The organism is Barnesiella viscericola DSM 18177 (assembly GCF_000512915.1).
In the GTDB taxonomy this organism is placed as follows: Bacteria; Bacteroidota; Bacteroidia; order Bacteroidales; family Barnesiellaceae; genus Barnesiella; species Barnesiella viscericola.
The window spans coordinates 1468752-1487432 of the sequence record NZ_CP007034.1; the positions used below are offsets into that span (position 1 = coordinate 1468752).

The following is an 18681-nucleotide window of genomic DNA, read 5'->3' on the forward strand; positions in this document are numbered from 1 at the left end:
GTTTTTCTTATCGTATGTTGGCAATTCCTATAATATCGGCAAAGACACCGGCCGCCGTCACCTCGGCACCGGCCCCGTATCCCTTGATGACCATGGGGTACTCGCGGTAACGCTCGGTGGTGAGCAGAATCACATTGTTGCTCCCTTCCAAATGGTAGAAGGGGTGTGCCGAATCGACCTCGCGCAGCCCCACCTCCACCGCACCGTGGTCGAGCGTGGCGACAAAGCGCAACACCCGTCCCCGGTCGGCCACCTGTCGGCGATAGACCTCGAAGGTAGCATCGTAATCGGGAATAGCCCGCCAGAAGTCGTCGAGCGTCCCGGTGAAATAGGACTCGGGAATAAAGAGGTTCTTCTTCACATCGCTCTGCTCCACCCGGTATCCCGCCTCACGGGCCAGAATCACCAGTTTGCGGATTACGTCCTGCCCACACAGATCGACACGCGGGTCGGGCTCGCTGTATCCCGCCTCCTGCGCCATGCGCACGGCCTGACTCAACGGCACCTCGGCACTCACCACGTTGAAGATGTAGTTGAGCGTACCCGAAACGACCGCCTCGATTTTGAGTATCTTGTCACCGCTGTTGATGAGGTTGTTGATGGTATTGATGATGGGCAGCCCCGCCCCCACGTTGGTCTCGAAGAGGTATTTCACGTCGCGCTTGCGGGCGGTCTGTTTCAAGGCACGATACGAGTCGTAGGAGCCCGAGGCGGCAATCTTGTTCGAGGCGACGACCGACACGTTGTGGTCGAGCAACGACTGGTAAAGCGCCGCAATATCGGGACTGGCCGTACAATCGACAAAGACCGAATTGAAGATATTCATCGCGATAATCTCCTCCTTGATTTTTTGAGGCGAAGCGGGCGTACCCTCGCGGTCGAGCAGCTCGATGCAGTGCTCGATGTCGATACCCTCGCGGTCGAAGAGGCATTTGCGCGAATTGGCAATACCCACCAACCGCAGCTGCAAGGCCTTGGTTTCGAGCAGCCGTTGCTGCTGTTTGCAGATTTGTTTCAACAAATCACGACCCACGGTTCCCACCCCGGCCACAAAGAGGTTGAGCACCTGCGACTCGGAGAGGAAGAACGAGTCGTGTATGACGTTGAGCGCCTTGCGCAGGCTGTTGCGGGCAATGACAAACGAGATGTTGGTCTCCGACGCCCCCTGAGCACAAGCAATCACATTGATACCGTTGCGACCCAACACGTTGAACAGCCGACCGGCAATACCGGGGGTATGCTTCATGTTCTCCCCCACGATAGCCACGGTAGCCAGTTCCTTCTCGGCCTCGATGCCGCTGATTTCGCCCACGGCAATCTCCTCCTTGAACTCGTCGCGCAGCACCCGCACCGCCAGGTCGGCATCGGCGTTGCGCACGGCAAAGGTCGTGTTGTTCTCCGACGAAGCCTGCGATACCAGGAAGACACTAATCCCCGACTCGGCCAGCCGCTTGAATATGCGGGAGTTGATACCGATAACCCCCACCATGCCCATACCCGACAGTGTGATGAGGCAAGTATCGTTGATCGACGAGATGCCCTTGATGGCCTTCCCCTCGATGTGCGAATGGTCGGCCGAGATGAGGGTACCGGGAGCCGACGGATTGAAGGTATTCTTGATGAGAATGGGAATGTTCTTGTGAAACACCGGATAAATCGTGGGCGGATAAATAACCTTCGCCCCGAAGTTGCACAACTCCATCGCCTCGGTAAACGAGAGCCGTTCGATGACATAGGCCGTGTTGATGACCCGCGGGTCGGCCGTCATGAACCCGTCGACATCGGTCCAGATTTCGAGTTGCGAGGCGCCCAGTGCCGTAGCCAGAATCGACGCCGTATAGTCCGACCCACCCCGACCCAGATTGGTCACATCGCCCGTCACGCGGTCCGAAGCGATAAAACCGGGCACCACGGCCACCCGGGGCAGCTCGGCAAAATAGCGCTTCACCAGCTTGTTGGTCTCCTCGAAATCGACGATATGCTTGCCATACTGGCGACGCGTCTTGATAAAGAAACGGGCATCATAATGAGCCGCCCCATCGACCACCCGGCTCACAATGAGCGACGAGAGGCGCTCGCCATAGCTCACAATCGTGTCAAGCGTCTTGGTCGAGAGGTCCTTGATGAGCGACACACCTTTGAAGATATTGCCCAACTCGCCCAGCAGCGGGTCGATAAGAGCCAGCAACTCGGTCTGTTTCTGTGGGGCAACGGCATTGGCCACCATCGCCTTATGCCGCTCGACGATGGCCCGGAAGTGACTCTCATACCCATCGCCACCCTCCACGGCCACACGAGCCGTCTCGATGAGCCGGTCGGTAATCCCGCCCAGGGCCGATACCACGACAATAACCGGTTCGTGACAACTCTCTACTATCTGTTTCACACTCGACATGCTCTCGACCGAACCTACCGAAGTGCCTCCGAATTTCAATACTTTCATAGCTACACTATATATTGGTCCAACCTGCCGTCCTCGCACGGGGAGCAGGCCCTACCCATTAAAAAAGGTTGACTGAAAAAAAACAATACCACAACGGTCAATCGAAACAAAAAACAAAATCCTCCCACCCCTAAGGGGTGATACCCGTTGCAGTCATGCAATGACAAAAGATGGTATGTAGCAGTACGGTCATTGTGTTCGTCGCTTGGGGGCGGACCCACAGCCCCGGCATCGGCATGAAACCGGTGACGGACATCGAGCCTCGCCAAACATTTTCTTTTTTTGCAAATGTAATCTTTTTTTTGTTTTTCAAGCAAAACAACCACAAAATGATTACCGATATTCCCGTTTCTTTTACAATTTTATATTTTACAAGTGATTTTAAACGACAATTTGAATTATCTTTTTGTTACAAAATCGATTAGGCCACGGCCAACCGCAAATATTTTGCCCGGCAAAATGCTATTCTTCTCTCGCAAATGATTATTTTTGTGGAGCCAAAGGGGGTCAGGCGAGGAGAGGCATCGCCCCTCCGGGAAATTCGGGCGCCCCACCGGTTCCACTTTGTAAAACCATTGTGTATGTCTGAAAATATAACATCGGTTCTCATCATCTACACCGGTGGTACCATCGGAATGGTTGAGAACAGCCAGACGGGAAGTCTCGAACCGTTCAATTTTCACCATCTTCTCGACAAGGTCCCCGAGTTGCGACAACTCGGTTTCTCCATCTCGACCGTACAATTCGAGCCCCCCATCGACTCGTCCGAAATCGAACCCGACTCGTGGGTAAAACTGGTACACATCATCGCCGACAACTACGACCTCTTCGACGGCTTTGTCGTGCTGCACGGTACCGACACAATGGCCTACACGGCATCGGCCCTGAGCTTCATGCTCGAGAACCTCAACAAGCCCGTCATTCTCACCGGCTCGCAACTGCCCATCGGCATGCTGCGCACCGACGGCAAAGAGAACCTCATCACCGCCATCGAAATCGCCGCCGCCAAAAATGCCCACGGCGAACCGCTGGTACCCGAGGTGTGCATCTTTTTCGGCAACCACCTGCTGCGGGGAAATCGCACCACCAAAATCAGTGCCGAGAGTTTCAACGCCTTTGTATCGACCAACTACCCACCGCTGGCCCAAGTGGGCGTACATATCCACTACGACGAGAACCAGATTGCCCGCGTCACCCGCAAGCCACTGCGCCCCCACTACCTGATGAACACCAACATCGTGGTGCTGAAACTCTTCCCCGGCATCTCGGAGCAGACCGTTCGCTCCATCTTGAACATACCGGGGCTGAAAGGGGTCGTGCTCGAAACCTTCGGCTCGGGCAACGCCCCGGTCAAAGAGTGGTTCCTCAACCTGCTCAAAGAGGCGGTCGACAAAGGCATCGTTATCGTCAACGTGAGTCAGTGCATGGGCGGCACCGTGCAGATGAGCCGCTACGGCACGGGAAGCAAGCTCGAAAATGCCGGCGTCGTGAGCGGATACGACAGCACCACCGAGGCGGTACTCACCAAACTGATGTTCCTCTTCGGTCACAAATATCCCTCGAAGGTAGTCAAGGAGAACATGAACTGCTCCCTCAGCGGCGAGATTACCCTCCCGCTACACAACTAAGAACCATCTTATTTTATTGAGATACCCGTGGGGCGAAGCGCAAAAGTTGCTTTGCCTCACTTGTTTTTACCCATCTGCGACCAGCCGGCCACGATGATGAGTAGAATTGCCAAAGCAAAAATCAGAATCAGAAAAAGGCTAACAGCCACCATCTGTGCCACACCCATTGTAATATACAGGAAAAGACACATGACCAGAGTCTTGATGCGGCCAACGATATGCGACATCTGGCGATAGACCGGCTCCCGGTTCGCATCGGTTATCTCGACCGAATAGTTGCACCACCTGGGGTGACGCTGCAACCAGGTGAGCAGCCCATACAGCACCAGGGCTATCGAGGGCAACAGGAGCGCGGTCGAGGCCGCACCCCAACGATCCACTTCGCCCCGGGCGTTAAAGTGCAGGGGCACTTCGGCCCGGTTGTCTAACTGTATCCACACACCTACACCCCATGAGGCGAGCAGGAAAAACAGCGCCGGCACCTCACTCCAAAATCGTTTCATGACAATCACGGTTTACTCTCGGGTCTGTTCTATCGCTTCACAATCAGTTTCTGCATACCGGGAGTTACCCAGCAGTCGATGCGGGCCGTATCGGTGGGGTTCTGGTAGAGGAAGAGCGCCTCTACTCCCGGCAGCGAATCGACCAACGCCCGGCTGCGCTCCAAGCCCATCACCATAAAGGCGGTGGCATAAGCGTCGGCCGTCATGCAGTCGGGGGCCAACACGGTGGCACTCAACAGGGAGTGCTGCACGGGATAGCCCGTCACCGGGTCGATGGTGTGGGCAATGCGTTTGCCGTCGACCACGCGGTAGTTACGATAGTTGCCCGAGGTGGCCAATCCGCCCCCGGTCATCTGCAACACCTCTTCGATAGTCCCGGCCTCACCCCCTTCGATGGTCGGACGGTTCACCCCTACCCGCCAGGGCTTCCCCTCGGGGTTGCGGCCGCGCACCACCATCTCGCCACCGATTTCGACCATGTAGTCATCGATACCGCGGTCGGTGAGCAGTTGCCCTATCACATCGCAGGCATATCCTTTGGCGATGGCCGAGAAATTGAGGGTCACCAGCGAGTCGCTCTTGACCACCCGATGGTTCTCGAGCGAGAGCTTGTTCATGCCCACATGGGCCAGCAGACTGTCAACCTGCACCGAGTCGGGGAATATCCCCTTCTTGAAGCCGAATCCCCAGGCATTGACCAGCGGCGATACCGTGGGGTCAAAGGCTCCGCCCGTGCGGCGATAGACCTGCTGCGAGGCGGCAAAGACGTGCTCGAACCACGCATCGGTCTCGACCGGCACCCCCTGGTTGACCCGCGTGATGAGCGAGGTATCGTTGAAGGGCGACAGAGAGCCGTCGAACCGCAGCAACTGCTGCTTGATGGCCTCGGCCAACGACTCGTCCGACCGGTAGGTGATGTGGTAGAAGGTACCGAAAATAAGACCTTCGTCATACTGGTAGATGTTGCGGTCGCAACGGCGCACCGCACTGACCACCAAGAAGACTATCAAAAACAGAACTATGGCTACCCACGAACGGGCATATCGTCTATCCATAACCGACTCCTAAAAATAGATGTGTTCCAACAGAATTTTCACGCCGAGACCGATGAGTATCACACCGCCCAGCACCTCGGCATAGCTGTGTATGTGACGACCAAACTGACGGCCTACCCACAGTCCGGCTACCGAGAATACAAAAGTGACACCAGCAATGACAATCGTGGGGAGAACCATCGACAGGTTGAGGAAGGCAAACGAGATGCCCACCGCCAGCGCATCGATACTCGTAGCCAGCGACAGCCCGATGAGGGTGCGCGTATCCGAGGGGTCCATGCAACAGGGCTCCTCCTCGTTCTTGCGGGGCCAGCCCTCCCAAATCATCTTCGCGCCCAGGAAGAGCAACACCCCGAAGGCCACCCAGTGGTCATAATCCTCGATATAGCTCTTGAACCCGATACCCAGCGACCAGCCGATAAGCGGCATGGCTCCCTGAAACAGCGCCATGAAACAGGCAATCTTCAAGACACGTCTCCACTTGAAGGGCTTCAACAGCACGCCCGACGTCAGCGACACCGCAAAGCTGTCCATACACAACCCCACGGCTAAAACAAAAAGTGCTAATAGCGACACAAGTTATTCAGATTATTGTTTTCGTGCAAAGGTACAAAAGTTCCCGGCTCGCCCAACACTCCCGCCGGGACAAATTGCACAAACAAAAGCGGGGGAATCGCAGCTGTCGGCAGTTACGGTTCCTCCGCTATCACACACATAACACAGTATATATAGAAAACACCTCACGGTGCGGAATGGTTCACAAGAGCGGGGAGGAGGTCCCCGACGTCCACCGGGGAGCGTTGTTTGTATCTCTAAAACAAGCCCCCTCCCGTTTTGTTTGCCGGTTAGGATTATTTTTCACTTTCCCTACCGCGCCAGTGCTTTTGCGGGGAGAGTTCCCTTGACCCCGTAAAAAGTACAACGAACGCTTCACCCGGTCCAAGGTGCAAGCGGTATATAAAACAAAAGGGGCGTCCACCCCATGTGGATACCCCTCTGTTGTTTCCTTATCATTACCCCTCGGCTTGAAGCGGTGGCGTGACAAACCTTACTTCTGACCCCTCCCCTTGTGCTGGCCGTTCTTGCCGCCATGCCATTTCATCATGGCGCGCGGGAATTTCATCTGAGCATTCTTGAACTTGAAGAGTTTCTCGCTCGACAGGAAGGTCTTGAACTTGTCGTAATACTCGCGGTCGAGTTGGGCCATCTTCTCGTCCTTCTCGAGCAAGGCCTGGGCGGCCTTTTCATACTCGGTATCCGACACGGCGCTCTTCGAGCGGGCTACTCTGCGTGCAAAGTCGCGAGCCTCCTTGTCGATTTTCCATTTCTTGGCTTCCAGTTCTTCATAGAGGGTGAAAAACTGTTGGGCCTCCTGGTCGGTAAGCCCTATCTGTCTCTGCATGTAATCGCGGCGAAACTGGCAGAACTGCTCAAACTTCGCCTTGCGTTGTTGCTGGTCGACAGCATCTTTCTGCAACTGTGCCGAAAGCGACATCGGCAAACCGAGGAACAGGATTACCGACCATACTAAAATTGCTCTTTTCATAATCATCGTTCGTTAATAGTCACCTTCGGTGTACAACATCTCATATGCCGTGTAATCGTCGACATAGTGGGCTATCCACTCGTCTTCCACCGAACCCTCCTCGGGAGCCGAGGCGGTCATCTCCACATCGGGCGTCGCGCCCTTCTCGACCGAGAAAATCCCGGTGAACATCTTCATCATGAGCCACACGCCCGCAAACATGGCAGCCATATAGACCCACGGCCTGATGCGCAGCCACAACGTAGGTTGCTCGGGCAGAGGAATTTCCCGCTCGGGCAGACGCTCTACCATCTTCTCGGTAAAATCGGCAAAGTAGCCTTCGGGCACCTTCATGCCGTGCTTGCGACCGATTTCATCTAATAGGGGAGTCTTCTTTTCCATAGCTACACCTTTTGTTAGTTAGACGCGAAATGAGTGAAAAGGTTTAAATCAAATGTGCTCGTGCAAATATTTTTCTATCTTCTGGGCGGCATGGTGATACGAGGCTTTCAAGGCCCCCACCGAGGTACCCATGATCTCCGACATCTCCTCATACTTCATCTCGTCGAAGTAGCGCATGTTGAAGACCAGCCGCTGCTTCTCGGGCAACTGCACGATGGCCTCCTGCAACAGCCGCTGGGCCCGGTCGCCGTCAAAATAGTCGTCGCTCTCGATATTGAGCAGAAGGAAATCGTCGGCATCGTCGGCTTTGAGGTTGCGCTGTTCCCGCTCCTTGGCCAGGAAGGTGAGCGTCTCGTTCACGGCAATGCGGTAGAGCCAGGTCGAGAGTTTGGCATCGCCCCTGAAATACTCGATACTGCCCCAGGCCTTCAAAAAGGTATTTTGCAATAAATCGTTGGCATCGTCGTGCGAAAGCACCATCTTCCTGATTTGCCAGTACAGAGGCTGGCTGTACCGGGCCACGACCTGGGCAAAAGCCTGCCGCACCGTGGCCGGATTTTGCAACTGCTCGACGACAATATCTTCGTTATACTCTTGCATGAATCACTCTTTTGCGGGGATAAAGATACACAGAGCCAACGGTTTGTTCCTAACATATCCGGCTCTTTTTTGTTATTTTTATTATTCAATCGCTTGGTCAAGACTTTTATTCCGCTACATTTGTCCCCCTGAACCGGGCATACGCCCCTCTCGCTTTATCTTGAATTATGGAAACGAACTCGATACTCCTGGCCTTCCTGCTCACGATGATTGCCGGCCTCTCGACCGGCGTGGGAAGCCTCATCGCCTTTTTTGCCAAACGCACCAACACCAAGTTCCTCTCGGCCGCCCTGGGTTTCTCGGCCGGGGTGATGGTCTACATCTCGTTCATGGAGCTGATGCCCGAGGCCGTGGGCATGCTGGGCCAGCAGATGAGCGCACGCATGTCGCACATCACCATGCTGCTGGCCTTCTTTGCCGGCACCTCGTTCATCGCCCTCATCGATTTCCTCATTCCCGAGGACGAGAACCCGCACGAGGTGCACCGGGTGGAGGAGCTGGCCGACCGGCAACGACTGCGTCGTACCGGCGTGATGCTGGCGCTGGCCATCAGCATACACAACTTCCCCGAAGGGCTTGCCACCTTCGCCTCGGCCCTGGGCAACCTCGACGTGGCTATCCCCATTGTCATCGCCATCGCCATTCACAACATACCCGAAGGTATCGCCGTCTCGGTGCCCATCTACCAAGCCACGGGCAGCCGCAAGAAGGCCTTCTGGTATTCACTGCTCTCAGGCATGGCCGAGCCGGTGGGCGCCCTCATCGGGTTCCTCTTCCTGCTCCCCTTCTGGACCCCCCTCATTCATGCCCTGTTGCTGGCCTTCGTCTCGGGAATCATGGTCTTCATCTCGTTCGACGAGCTGCTGCCCGGTGCCGAAAAGTATGGTCATCACCACTACGGCATCGGCGGGGTCATCACCGGCATGGCCGTCATGGCATTCAGTCTGCTCCTCTTCCTGTAACAGGGGAAGAAAAAAATCACTATTAGTGAGGATTGCGAGGGAACGTTTTCTGACCTTACTTTGCGCCTGTCAAATCCGGGGCCGGCTCTACCGTGGCTGTTCCCGAAAAGGTAAACAAGACTTATGAGAAAATTTTTGCTCCCGGCCTTAGGGCTCCTCGTTCCGCTGGCGTCTGCGGCCAATCCCCTCCCGGCCTCGACCGATTCGTTGGGAAACCGCATCTACAACCTGAACGCAGTCACCGTCATCAGTAACCCCAAATGGGAATCGAAACTGCTCGAATTTCCCGGCGCCATCACCTACCTCGACGCCGAAGATCTCGACCAGAAGAGTATCCGCTCGGTGAAGGACATCTCGACCCTCGTGCCCAACCTCTTTATCCCCGACTACGGGTCGAAGCTCATCTCCTCGGCCTATATCCGGGGCATCGGGTCGCGCATCAACTCGCCGGCCGTGGGGCTCTATGTCGACAACATTCCCTACCTCGACAAGAGTGCCTTCGACTTCGATTTCACCGACATCGCCCACATCGAGGTACTGAAAGGTCCGCAGGGCACGCTCTACGGCCGCAACACCATGGCCGGGCTGGTCTCCATCAAGACCATATCGCCCCTCGACAAGCAGGGCACCAAAGTCAAACTGAGTTTCGGCAACTACAACTTGTGGGGAGTATCGGCCTCGACCAGCCAGAAGGTTACCGACAACCTGGCCATCGCCGCCAATGCCCGCTACCGTAGCAACGACGGCTATTTTGAGAACCAGTACACCCACGAGACGAGCGGCAGCACCCGCTCGGGCGGAGGCCGCATACAGATAGACTGGCGTGTCAATCCCCAATGGCGGTTGAGCCTCAGCGGCGACTTCGAGAGCAGCGACCAGCAGGGATACCCCTACGCCTCCTACGACAAGACCCAAGGCATCGTCGGCGACATCAGCTACAACGACGAGGCTTCGTATCGCCGCAACCTCCTCACCTCGGGATTCTCGGCCCAGTACCTCCACGACCGGTTCATCTTCACCTCGACCACCGGCTACCAGTATCTCGACGACGACATGCACCTCGACCAGGATTTCACCCCCCTCTCCATCTTCACCCTGCAACAGGAACAGAAGATGCACGCCGTTTCGCAGGAGTTTGCCATCAAGTCGCACAAGGGTAAACGGTGGGAATGGGTAGGAGGCCTCTTCGGTTTCTACCAGGATATTAACACCCTGGGGCCCGTCGATTTCAGACAACAGGGCATCGACCTGCTCATCACCAAGCAGACCAACGACCAGCTGGCGGCACTCAAACAGAATCCCGCTTTGGCCGGAATGCCCGACATCACCGTCGCCATCGATAACCCCAACCTCTACATCGACGGCTCCTACAAGACGCCCACCTACGGCGCAGCGGCATTCGGGCAAGCCACGCTCAACCGCATCTTCACCGACGGGCTCTCGGCCACCGTGGGGTTGCGCGTCGACTACGAGCGGGCCCGCATCTACCACCACACCCACGCCACCTCGCCGCTCTCGGGCAATGCCCACGTGGCCATCAATGCCGGAGGCCGCCCCATCACCATCGACCAACCCTTCGCCCTGCCGCTGGGTATCGACGGCCGCGAGTCGATGGAGACGCTCGAACTCTCACCCAAATTTGAACTGAAATACACCCTCGGCACCCGTAGTTTCATCTACGCCTCGGCCACCCGGGGGTACCGCTCGGGGGGATACAATTTCCAGATGTTCTCCAACCTCATTCAGGCACAGATTCGCAGCAGCATGATGAGCGAACTGATGAAGAGCATGGGGGGCAGCATGGGGGGCGGCGGCAACACCGGCTCCAATCAATCCGGCTCGTCGGCCATGCCGGCTACCGGCAGTAGCTCGACCGACGTGAACAGCGCCATATCCTACAAGCCCGAACACAGCTGGAACTACGAAATAGGCGGTCGCTCGCAACTGATCGACCACCGACTCTTTGCCGACCTGTCGCTCTTCTACATCGACTGCCGCGACCAGCAGATTGCCGCCGTGAGCGGCTACGGCCGGGTGACCAAAAACTCGGGACGCACCGCCAGCTACGGCCTCGAAGCCGCCCTGCGGGCCATTCCCGTCGACCGACTGATGCTCTCGGCCAGCTACGGCTACACCCACGCCACCTTCCGCGAATACAACGACGGGGAGAATGACTACAAGGGCCATTTCGTCCCCTTCGCTCCGGCCCACACTCTGGCCCTCTCGGGAGCCTATACCCAACCCATCGACCGCCAGCACGACGTCACCTTCGAGCTGCAATACCTGGGACAGGGCAAGATATACTGGACCGAGGCCAACGACGTGGCCCAGAATTTCTACGGTCTGCTCAACGCCTCGGTTCTCTTCACCGGGAAATATGCCGACATCAAGCTGTGGGGCAAGAATCTGCTCAACCGCCACTACCAGGCCTTCTACTTCGAGACGATGAACGCCGAGAATCTCTCGTCGCCCAACAGTTTCGTACAGGAGGGACGTCCCCTCACCTTCGGGGTCGACATCACCTTCCATTTCTAATCCCTGCCACTCACAACCAGTTATACAAGGGTATCTCAACCACACCCGGGGTCGGTTCTCGTCGAGGGCCGACCCCGTTTCGTTTTCCCAATCTTCTTCACCGACCGGAAAAGTCTACCCCCTTTCTCTACCAAAAAGGCCCCCTTCCCTGTTTGAAAAAGGCAAAAGATACGCTACCTTTGTCTATATCAATAACCGGGGACCGACCGTGAGCCGTCGCTCCCGGCCGAGACCCGGCCGGGCAGCCCCGATACAAAAGGGTCCCGGATACAAACCGATACACCTCTATTCCCGAACCGCATGAAAAAGAGACGATATATTCTTCTACTTGTACTTGTAACCCTTGTCGCCCCCCTGCTCGTCCCCGTCGGTGCCCGCAATCTGGAACCGGCCATCGAGCAGTCGCTCGCCTCGCTCAAACCCGACTACCTGAACATCGGCGAAATCAAATTGAAGCGCTTCACCCAAAAGGGGAATCGCCTCACCGTCGAGATGAACGACGAGTTCGCCTACCTTCCCTTCCGCGACGAACTGGTGAAGCAGGCCTACGACACCGTGCGGGCCGTCCTCCCCTCGAAACTGAGACACAAAAAGCTCACCATCAGTGCCGGTGGTTACGAGATAAGCCGTCTGGTCCCCTTTGCCGACCCTCACAAGCGGTTTACCGTCGCCTGCCACCGCCCCATCGTCGAGCCGGTGGACCGACTCTACACCCCCTCACACGGACTGCTCAACCGTCACATTGCACTGTGGCAAAGCCACGGATACTATTTCGAGCAGTCGCTCAACCGGTGGGAGTGGCAACGGGCCCGCATCTTCGGCACCGTGGAGGACCTCTTCACCCAGAGTTTCGTCATGCCCTTTCTCACCCCCATGCTGCAAAATGCCGGGGCCTATATCTTCTCGCCCCGCGAGCGGGATACCAACCCGCATGAACGGATTGCCGACAACAACGACGCCTCGACCTATGCCGAAACCACCTCAGGCAAAGAGAAATGGCAACGCGGAGGCGTCGGCTTCGCCCACCGGGCCGAGGTCTACACCCAGTCGCAAAATCCCTTTACCGAGGGGAGCTTCCGCCAGACCAAGACCACGACCGACCCCCACCGGGCGATACGGGCCTGCTGGCAGGTCCCTGTTCCCGAGCGCGGCCGGTATGCCGTCTACGTGGCCTACCGCACGGTCAAGGGGAGTACCGACGACGCCCTCTACACCGTGTATCACCGGGGCGGCAAATCGCAGTTTCGCGTCAACCAGACCATGGGTGGAGGCACCTGGATTTACCTGGGACACTTCGACTTCGACCCGGGCGAAATGGCTCGCGTCGAGTTGAGCAACCTCTCCCGCGAGAAGGGGCGCATCGTCACGGCCGACGCCGTGAAAATCGGGGGCGGATACGGCAACATCGCCCGCCGCATGAACGACAAACACCCCGCCTGCAACCCGGCCGTCGACTACGAAGCACAAACCAGCGGCTATCCCCGCTTTACCGAAGCGGCCCGCTACTGGCTGCAATGGGCGGGATTCCCCGAATCGGTCTACTCGCCCAGCCGGGGAGAGAACGACTATACCGACGATTTCAAATGCCGGGGAGTGTGGGTCAACTACCTGGCCGGAGGCTCATCGGTCCTCCCCGACAGCACGGGGCTGCACGTCCCCGTCGACCTGGCCTTCGCCTTCCACTCCGATGCCGGCACCACCCCCAACGACTCGACCATAGGCAGCCTGGGTATCTATTTCACCGGCAAGGACCGCAAGGTCTATCTCCACGACGTGCCGCGCCAAGTATCGCGCTACCTCACCGACCTCGTGCTCTCGCAAATCACCGACGACCTGCACCGCACCTGTGCCCCCCAATGGAGCCGCCGGGGCATGTGGAACAAATCCTATTTCGAGGCCCGCGTGCCCGAGGTTCCCACCATGCTGCTCGAACTGCTCTCGCACCAGAATCTGGCCGACATGCGCTACGGGCTCGACCCGCGCTTCCGGTTTCTGGTGGCCCGGGCCGTGTATAAGGGCATCTTGAAATTCATCGCCTTCCAAAACGGATTCGACTATGTGGTGCAACCCCTGCCGGTAACCCACCTGCGGAGCGAGTTTACCGGGACAAACCGCATGCAACTCGCCTGGCGCCCCACCACCGACCCGCTCGAACCGACGGCCGTCCCCGAGCGCTACATCGTCTACACCCGGGTGGGCGACGGTGCCTTCGATGCCGGTACCCTCGTGACCGATACCACCTGGACCCGGACCATACACCCCGACTCGATTTACAGTTTCAAGGTCACCGCCGTGAACCGAGGCGGCGAGAGCTTCCCCTCCGAGACGCTGTCGCTCTGCCGCAGCTCGCGCGAGAAGGGGGTAGTCGTGGTCATCAACGCCTTCGACCGCATCAGCGGCCCCGACAGTTTCGAGGCCGACTCGCTTGTGGGCGGGTTCGACACCCGCAAGGACTTCGGGGTGCCCTACCTCTGCGACATCGCCTTCACCGGCGAACAGTATGAGTTCCGCCGCAACCGTCCCTGGCTCGACGACGATAACCCCGGATTCGGTGCCAGCCGGGCCGACCGCGAGACTCAGGTCATTGCCGGCAACACCTTCGACTATCCCGCTCTACACGGCCGGTCGATCGTGCGGGCAGGCTACTCGTTTGTCTCGACCAGCGACGAAGCGGTAGCCGAGGGGCTTACCGACCTGACCCGCTACCGCCTGGCCGACCTCATTCTCGGGAAAGAGAAGCAGGTCACGCTGGGTAACGACACCGGCCGCTACGACTTCAAGACCTTCGACCCCATGCTGCGCAAAGCCATCGCCCGCTACTGTCACAACGGGGGCAATCTCTTCGTCTCGGGAGCCTATGTCGCTACCGACCTGTGGGACAACGGCACCCCCGACCCGGAGGCCCAACAGTTCGCCAACCGGGTGCTGCACTACACCTGGCGCACGGGACAAGCCTCGACAAGCGGGAGGGTACAACCGACCCCGTCGCCCTTCGCCCGGTTCAACCACCTCGACCTCAACTACTGGAATACCCTCAACGCCACCTGCTACGCCGCCGAATCGCCCGACGGCATCGAGCCCTGCGGAGCAGGCAGCTACACCATACAGCGGTATGACGACACCCGCATCGGTGCCGGCATCTTCTACCGGGGCGACACATACAGCACCTGCGTCCTAGGCTACCCCTTCGAGACCATCGTGAGCGATACCGAGCGCGATGCCCTCATGCAGGCCATCTTGTCGACCTTCGACGAGGCGGCCGGAAGTGACACCCCGTCAAACAATACCCATTAAAACCACCTGACCCATGAAGAGAATCAACTGTTTCATACCCCTCTCGCCCGACCCGGAGCAGACAGCCGAAACCCTCAAAGAGCTGCGCGCCTGCGAGGCGGTAAACACCATCTACCTGCTGTCGACCGACCCGGAGGCCCAGCCAATCGACGGGACCACCCTCTTGTCCGTCACCGGGCTCAACGCCTCGGCCACCCTCCGTACGATAGCCCGTTGCAGCGACACCGACTTCACCCTGCTGTACACCCGCCATACAACCCTCCGGCTGGGCTACTTCGCCCTCGAACGCATGATGCGCATCGCCGACGACTCCGGGGCCGGACTGCTCTATGCCGACGCGTACCAACAGACCGATGGACGACTGGTTCAGGCACCGGTCATCGACTACCAGATGGGCAGCCTGCGCGACGATTTCAACTTCGGGTCGCTGCTGCTCTTTCGTGCAGAGGCCCTGCGCGAAGCTGCCTCGCGCATGACGAGCGACTTCCGCCATGCGGGACTCTACGACCTGCGATTGAAGCTGTCGCAAAAGGCACTGCTGCTCCACATCAACGAGTATCTCTATACCGATGTCGAGAGCGACACCCGCCGCAGCGGCGAGAAGATGTTCGACTACGTCGACCCCAAAAACCGGGAGGTGCAAATCGAGATGGAGGAGGCCTGCACCGAGCACCTCAAAGCCATCGGCGGCTACCTGGCCCCCCGGTTCGAGCCCATTGCCTTCGACGCCGGCGACTTTCCCTGCGAAGCCTCGGTCATCATTCCCGTGCGCAACCGCGCCCGTACCATCGCCGACGCCATCGGGTCGGTGCTGAAACAGCAGACCCGGTTCAAATTCAACCTCATCGTCATCGACAACCACTCGACCGACGGCACCACCGAGGTCATCGACCGCTTTGCCGACGACGAACGGGTGATTCACCTCATTCCCGAACGGAACGACCTGGGCATAGGCGGCTGCTGGAACCTGGGGGTGCACCACCCCCGGTGCGGCAAGTTTGCCGTACAACTCGACAGCGACGACCTCTACGCCAGCGAGCGGACGCTGCAAACTCTGGTCGACGCCTTCTACCAGCAGAATTGCGGCATGGTGGTAGGGACCTACCAAATGACCGACTTCGAGCTGAACCCCATCGCGCCGGGTATCATCGACCACCGGGAGTGGACCCCCGAGAACGGACGCAACAACGCCCTGCGCATCAACGGGCTGGGAGCGCCCCGCGCCTTTTATACCCCGCTGCTGCGCCAAGTGAAGGTGCCCAACACCAGCTACGGCGAGGACTATGCGCTGGGGCTGAACATCTCGCGCCGTTACCAGATAGGGCGCGTCTACGAGGTGGTCTACCTGTGCCGCCGCTGGGAGGGGAACTCCGACGCCGCGCTCAGCATCGAAAAGAGCAACGCCAACAACCTGTACAAAGACCGCATTCGCACCTGGGAGCTGCAAGCCCGCATCGCCCTGAATAAAAACCTGCACGCATGACCCCCCTGAGAATAAACTCAAGCCTCATCAACCAGCTGATTGACAACCAGCTGGCCGAGTGGGAGACGGCCCGGCGCAACTACCGGGCACTGGAATCGGTGCAGGTCAAGGAGCTGATGCTGGGAAACTGCCCGGTCAAGGTGCAGTTCAACCCGGCCCGCATCGTCTCGTCGGCCGCCAAGGTCAATGCCCGGTCGTTGAAGGAGCGGCCCTGTTTCCTCTGCGCCGGGAACCGCCCGGCCGAACAGCAGGGCCTCGCCGACGGCGACTACACCTGGCTGGTCAACCCCTTCCCCATCTTTCCCCGCCACCTCACGATTCCGGTCAACCACCACACCCCGCAACTCATCGGCGACCGGGTGGGCGACCTGTTGCGTCTCACCCGCGAAGCCGACGAGTTCGTCCTCTTCTACAACGGTCCCCGATGCGGCGCCTCGGCCCCCGACCACGCCCATTTCCAAGCGGGCAACAAGGGGTTCCTTCCCCTCGGCGAGGCGATAAGGAGCTGTCGGCGGGAGCCCCTGCTTACCCACGGCTCGGCCCGACTGAGCCTCGTCACGGAGTACATCTGCCCCCTCTTCCTCATCGAAGCCCGCGAGGCCGACGAAGCCCGCGCCCTCTTCGATACGCTCTACCGGGCCCTCGACCAGCCGGCCGGGGAACCCGAGCCCATGATCAACCTCGTGGCCTGGTACGAAGCGGGAGGGTGGAGCCTCTGCATCTTCCCCCGCATCCGGCACCGCCCCTCGTGCTATCAGGCCGAGGGCGACGCCAATATCCTGCTCAGTCCCGCCTCGGTCGACTTGGGCGGGGTCTTCATCACCCCCCTCGAAAAAGATTTCGAGAAAATCGAGGGCGGGGACCTGCAACAAATCCTCGCGGAGGTCTGTCCCAACCGGGAGCAGATTGACGCCATCATCAACCGACTTAACCGTCAACAATCATGAAAGAACCATCGGTAACCGTAGGAATACTCTCGGGCGAACGCCTTGCTTTCGCCTTCAACGATACCTATCTGTGGGAAACTACCCCAGTCGAAGGGGCCCAGGAGGTCTACCTCGACGAGGGGCGAATCGCCTGGAACGGAGTCCGGTACGACCAACTCTGCTTCACCCCGCAACACCCCGACGGCTCCTTCTGCCTCAAAGGGGTGACCATCGGGGTGAAATTCCACTGGGAACGCCGCGAAGACCAGACATTCAGGGGGAGCCTGCGACTTGTCGTCGACGAGGGGCGTATCACCGCCATCAACGAACTGGGCATCGAAGAGTATCTGCTCAGCGTCATCTCGTCGGAGATGAGTGCCACCGCCTCGCTCGAACTGCTCAAATCGCACGCCGTCATCTCGCGCAGCTGGCTGCTGGCCCAAATCCGGAAGGACAAGGCGCAAGCCGGGCTCAAACCCGTCTCGACCCGCCACACGGACGACGAACTGATTCGCTGGTACGACCGCGAAGACCATCGACTCTTCGACGTCTGTGCCGACGACCATTGCCAACGCTACCAGGGCATTACCCGAGCCTCGACGCCCCTCGTCGGCGAAGCCGTGCGGGCCACCCGGGGCGAGATACTCACCTGCGACGGCACGATATGCGACACCCGCTTCTCCAAGTGTTGCGGCGGGGTGATGGAGCGCTTCTCCTCCTGCTGGGAGGAGGTCGACCCGCCCTACCTCGTAGCCCGGCGCGACAGCCGCGACGAACTCGACTTCCCCGATTTGCGCATCGAGGAGAATGCCCGCCGATGGATCGAAACGACACCCGAAGCCTACTGCCACACCACCGATGCCCGAATACTTGCGCAGGTACTCAACAACTACGACCGGGAGACGACCGACTTTTACCGCTGGCGGGTCGACTACACCCAGGAGGAACTCGCCTCGCTTATCCGGGAAAAATCGGGTCTCGATCTGGGGCAGATTGTCGACCTGCGCCCCGTCGAGCGGGGTACCTCGGGCCGCATTGTACGGCTGCGCATCGAAGGCACCCGACGGGCAATCACCATAGGCAAGGAACTGGAAATACGCCGCACCCTCTCACCGTCTCACCTGTACAGTTCGGCCTTCGTGGTCGACCGGGAAGAAATGGTCGACGGCATACCCCGACGCTTCGTTCTGCGGGGAGCCGGCTGGGGCCACGGCGTGGGACTCTGCCAGATAGGCGCCGCCGTCATGGGCGAGCAGGGATACAGCTACCGCCAGATACTCCTGCACTACTATGCGGGAGCCACACTCGAAAAAATATACTGACAC

General features: G+C 58.7%; 14 protein-coding genes. 7 read left to right on the forward strand and 7 right to left on the reverse strand.

The features are described 5' to 3' along the window. Positions 1-7: 7 nt before the first annotated feature. Positions 8-2443, reverse strand: a complete 2436-nt coding sequence (thrA, locus tag BARVI_RS05850) for a bifunctional aspartate kinase/homoserine dehydrogenase I (RefSeq protein WP_025278343.1) — start codon at positions 2441-2443, stop codon at positions 8-10. A 581-nt stretch (positions 2444-3024) separates the two neighbouring features. On the opposite strand from thrA, the gene BARVI_RS05860 reads away from it, so the two are divergent. Then, positions 3025-4071 carry an asparaginase gene (locus BARVI_RS05860; RefSeq protein ID WP_025278345.1) on the forward strand — a complete coding sequence of 349 codons (1047 nt, stop codon included), beginning with the start codon at positions 3025-3027 and terminating at the stop codon, positions 4069-4071. A gap of 56 nt (positions 4072-4127) precedes the next feature. On the opposite strand, the gene BARVI_RS12930 is transcribed toward BARVI_RS05860, so the two are convergent. From BARVI_RS12930 to BARVI_RS05890, 6 genes are all read right to left on the reverse strand, one after another. Further along, on the reverse strand, positions 4128-4574 hold the full coding sequence (locus BARVI_RS12930) for a DUF1648 domain-containing protein (protein ID WP_025278346.1): 447 nt from the start codon (positions 4572-4574) through the stop codon (positions 4128-4130). 29 nt (positions 4575-4603) lie between these two features. Further along, complete coding sequence (locus tag BARVI_RS05870; protein ID WP_025278347.1) at positions 4604-5629, reverse strand: FAD:protein FMN transferase; 1026 nt, start codon at positions 5627-5629, stop codon at positions 4604-4606. A 9-nt stretch (positions 5630-5638) separates the two neighbouring features. Continuing rightward, positions 5639-6163: a manganese efflux pump MntP gene (locus BARVI_RS05875; protein ID WP_232214018.1), complete on the reverse strand. Its 525-nt coding sequence runs from the start codon at positions 6161-6163 to the stop codon at positions 5639-5641. Between the two features lie 514 nt (positions 6164-6677). Next, a complete protein-coding gene (locus BARVI_RS05880; protein ID WP_157232548.1) occupies positions 6678-7175 on the reverse strand; it encodes a hypothetical protein in 498 nt (165 codons plus the stop codon). A gap of 12 nt (positions 7176-7187) precedes the next feature. Continuing rightward, positions 7188-7556: a hypothetical protein gene (locus BARVI_RS05885; protein ID WP_025278350.1), complete on the reverse strand. Its 369-nt coding sequence runs from the start codon at positions 7554-7556 to the stop codon at positions 7188-7190. Between the two features lie 48 nt (positions 7557-7604). Then, positions 7605-8156 (reverse strand): RNA polymerase sigma factor, encoded by a 552-nt coding sequence (locus BARVI_RS05890; protein ID WP_025278351.1) that lies wholly within the window; start codon positions 8154-8156, stop codon positions 7605-7607. A gap of 167 nt (positions 8157-8323) precedes the next feature. Here BARVI_RS05890 and zupT point away from each other — a divergent pair, with 167 nt between their 5' ends. The 6 genes from zupT (at position 8324) to BARVI_RS05920 (ending at position 18678) form a co-directional block, all read left to right on the forward strand. After that, positions 8324-9118 (forward strand): zinc transporter ZupT, encoded by a 795-nt coding sequence (gene zupT, locus BARVI_RS05895; RefSeq protein WP_038534288.1) that lies wholly within the window; start codon positions 8324-8326, stop codon positions 9116-9118. A gap of 123 nt (positions 9119-9241) precedes the next feature. Next, positions 9242-11653 (forward strand): TonB-dependent receptor, encoded by a 2412-nt coding sequence (locus BARVI_RS05900; protein ID WP_025278353.1) that lies wholly within the window; start codon positions 9242-9244, stop codon positions 11651-11653. Between the two features lie 300 nt (positions 11654-11953). Next, positions 11954-14947, forward strand: a complete 2994-nt coding sequence (locus BARVI_RS05905) for a golvesin C-terminal-like domain-containing protein (RefSeq protein WP_025278354.1) — start codon at positions 11954-11956, stop codon at positions 14945-14947. A gap of 13 nt (positions 14948-14960) precedes the next feature. Further along, positions 14961-16430, forward strand: coding sequence for a glycosyltransferase family 2 protein (locus BARVI_RS05910; RefSeq protein WP_025278355.1), 1470 nt, complete (start codon positions 14961-14963; stop codon positions 16428-16430). After that, positions 16427-17377, forward strand: a complete 951-nt coding sequence (locus tag BARVI_RS05915; protein ID WP_051401095.1) for a DUF4922 domain-containing protein — start codon at positions 16427-16429, stop codon at positions 17375-17377. Before BARVI_RS05910 ends, BARVI_RS05915 begins: the two co-directional genes overlap by 4 nt. Next, positions 17374-18678: a SpoIID/LytB domain-containing protein gene (locus tag BARVI_RS05920; RefSeq protein WP_025278357.1), complete on the forward strand. Its 1305-nt coding sequence runs from the start codon at positions 17374-17376 to the stop codon at positions 18676-18678. The genes BARVI_RS05915 and BARVI_RS05920 overlap by 4 nt, the downstream gene beginning before the upstream one ends. Positions 18679-18681: the final 3 nt, after the last annotated feature.

Coding starts and splice junctions, on each gene's coding strand:
- thrA (WP_025278343.1), bottom strand. CDS start 2,443: ATGAAAGTATTGAAATTCGGAGGCACTTCGGTAGGTTCGGTCGAGAGC.
- BARVI_RS05860 (WP_025278345.1), top strand. CDS start 3,025: ATGTCTGAAAATATAACATCGGTTCTCATCATCTACACCGGTGGTACC.
- BARVI_RS12930 (WP_025278346.1), bottom strand. CDS start 4,574: ATGAAACGATTTTGGAGTGAGGTGCCGGCGCTGTTTTTCCTGCTCGCC.
- BARVI_RS05870 (WP_025278347.1), bottom strand. CDS start 5,629: ATGGATAGACGATATGCCCGTTCGTGGGTAGCCATAGTTCTGTTTTTG.
- BARVI_RS05875 (WP_232214018.1), bottom strand. CDS start 6,163: ATGGACAGCTTTGCGGTGTCGCTGACGTCGGGCGTGCTGTTGAAGCCC.
- BARVI_RS05880 (WP_157232548.1), bottom strand. CDS start 7,175: ATGAAAAGAGCAATTTTAGTATGGTCGGTAATCCTGTTCCTCGGTTTG.
- BARVI_RS05885 (WP_025278350.1), bottom strand. CDS start 7,556: ATGGAAAAGAAGACTCCCCTATTAGATGAAATCGGTCGCAAGCACGGC.
- BARVI_RS05890 (WP_025278351.1), bottom strand. CDS start 8,156: ATGCAAGAGTATAACGAAGATATTGTCGTCGAGCAGTTGCAAAATCCG.
- zupT (WP_038534288.1), top strand. CDS start 8,324: ATGGAAACGAACTCGATACTCCTGGCCTTCCTGCTCACGATGATTGCC.
- BARVI_RS05900 (WP_025278353.1), top strand. CDS start 9,242: ATGAGAAAATTTTTGCTCCCGGCCTTAGGGCTCCTCGTTCCGCTGGCG.
- BARVI_RS05905 (WP_025278354.1), top strand. CDS start 11,954: ATGAAAAAGAGACGATATATTCTTCTACTTGTACTTGTAACCCTTGTC.
- BARVI_RS05910 (WP_025278355.1), top strand. CDS start 14,961: ATGAAGAGAATCAACTGTTTCATACCCCTCTCGCCCGACCCGGAGCAG.
- BARVI_RS05915 (WP_051401095.1), top strand. CDS start 16,427: ATGACCCCCCTGAGAATAAACTCAAGCCTCATCAACCAGCTGATTGAC.
- BARVI_RS05920 (WP_025278357.1), top strand. CDS start 17,374: ATGAAAGAACCATCGGTAACCGTAGGAATACTCTCGGGCGAACGCCTT.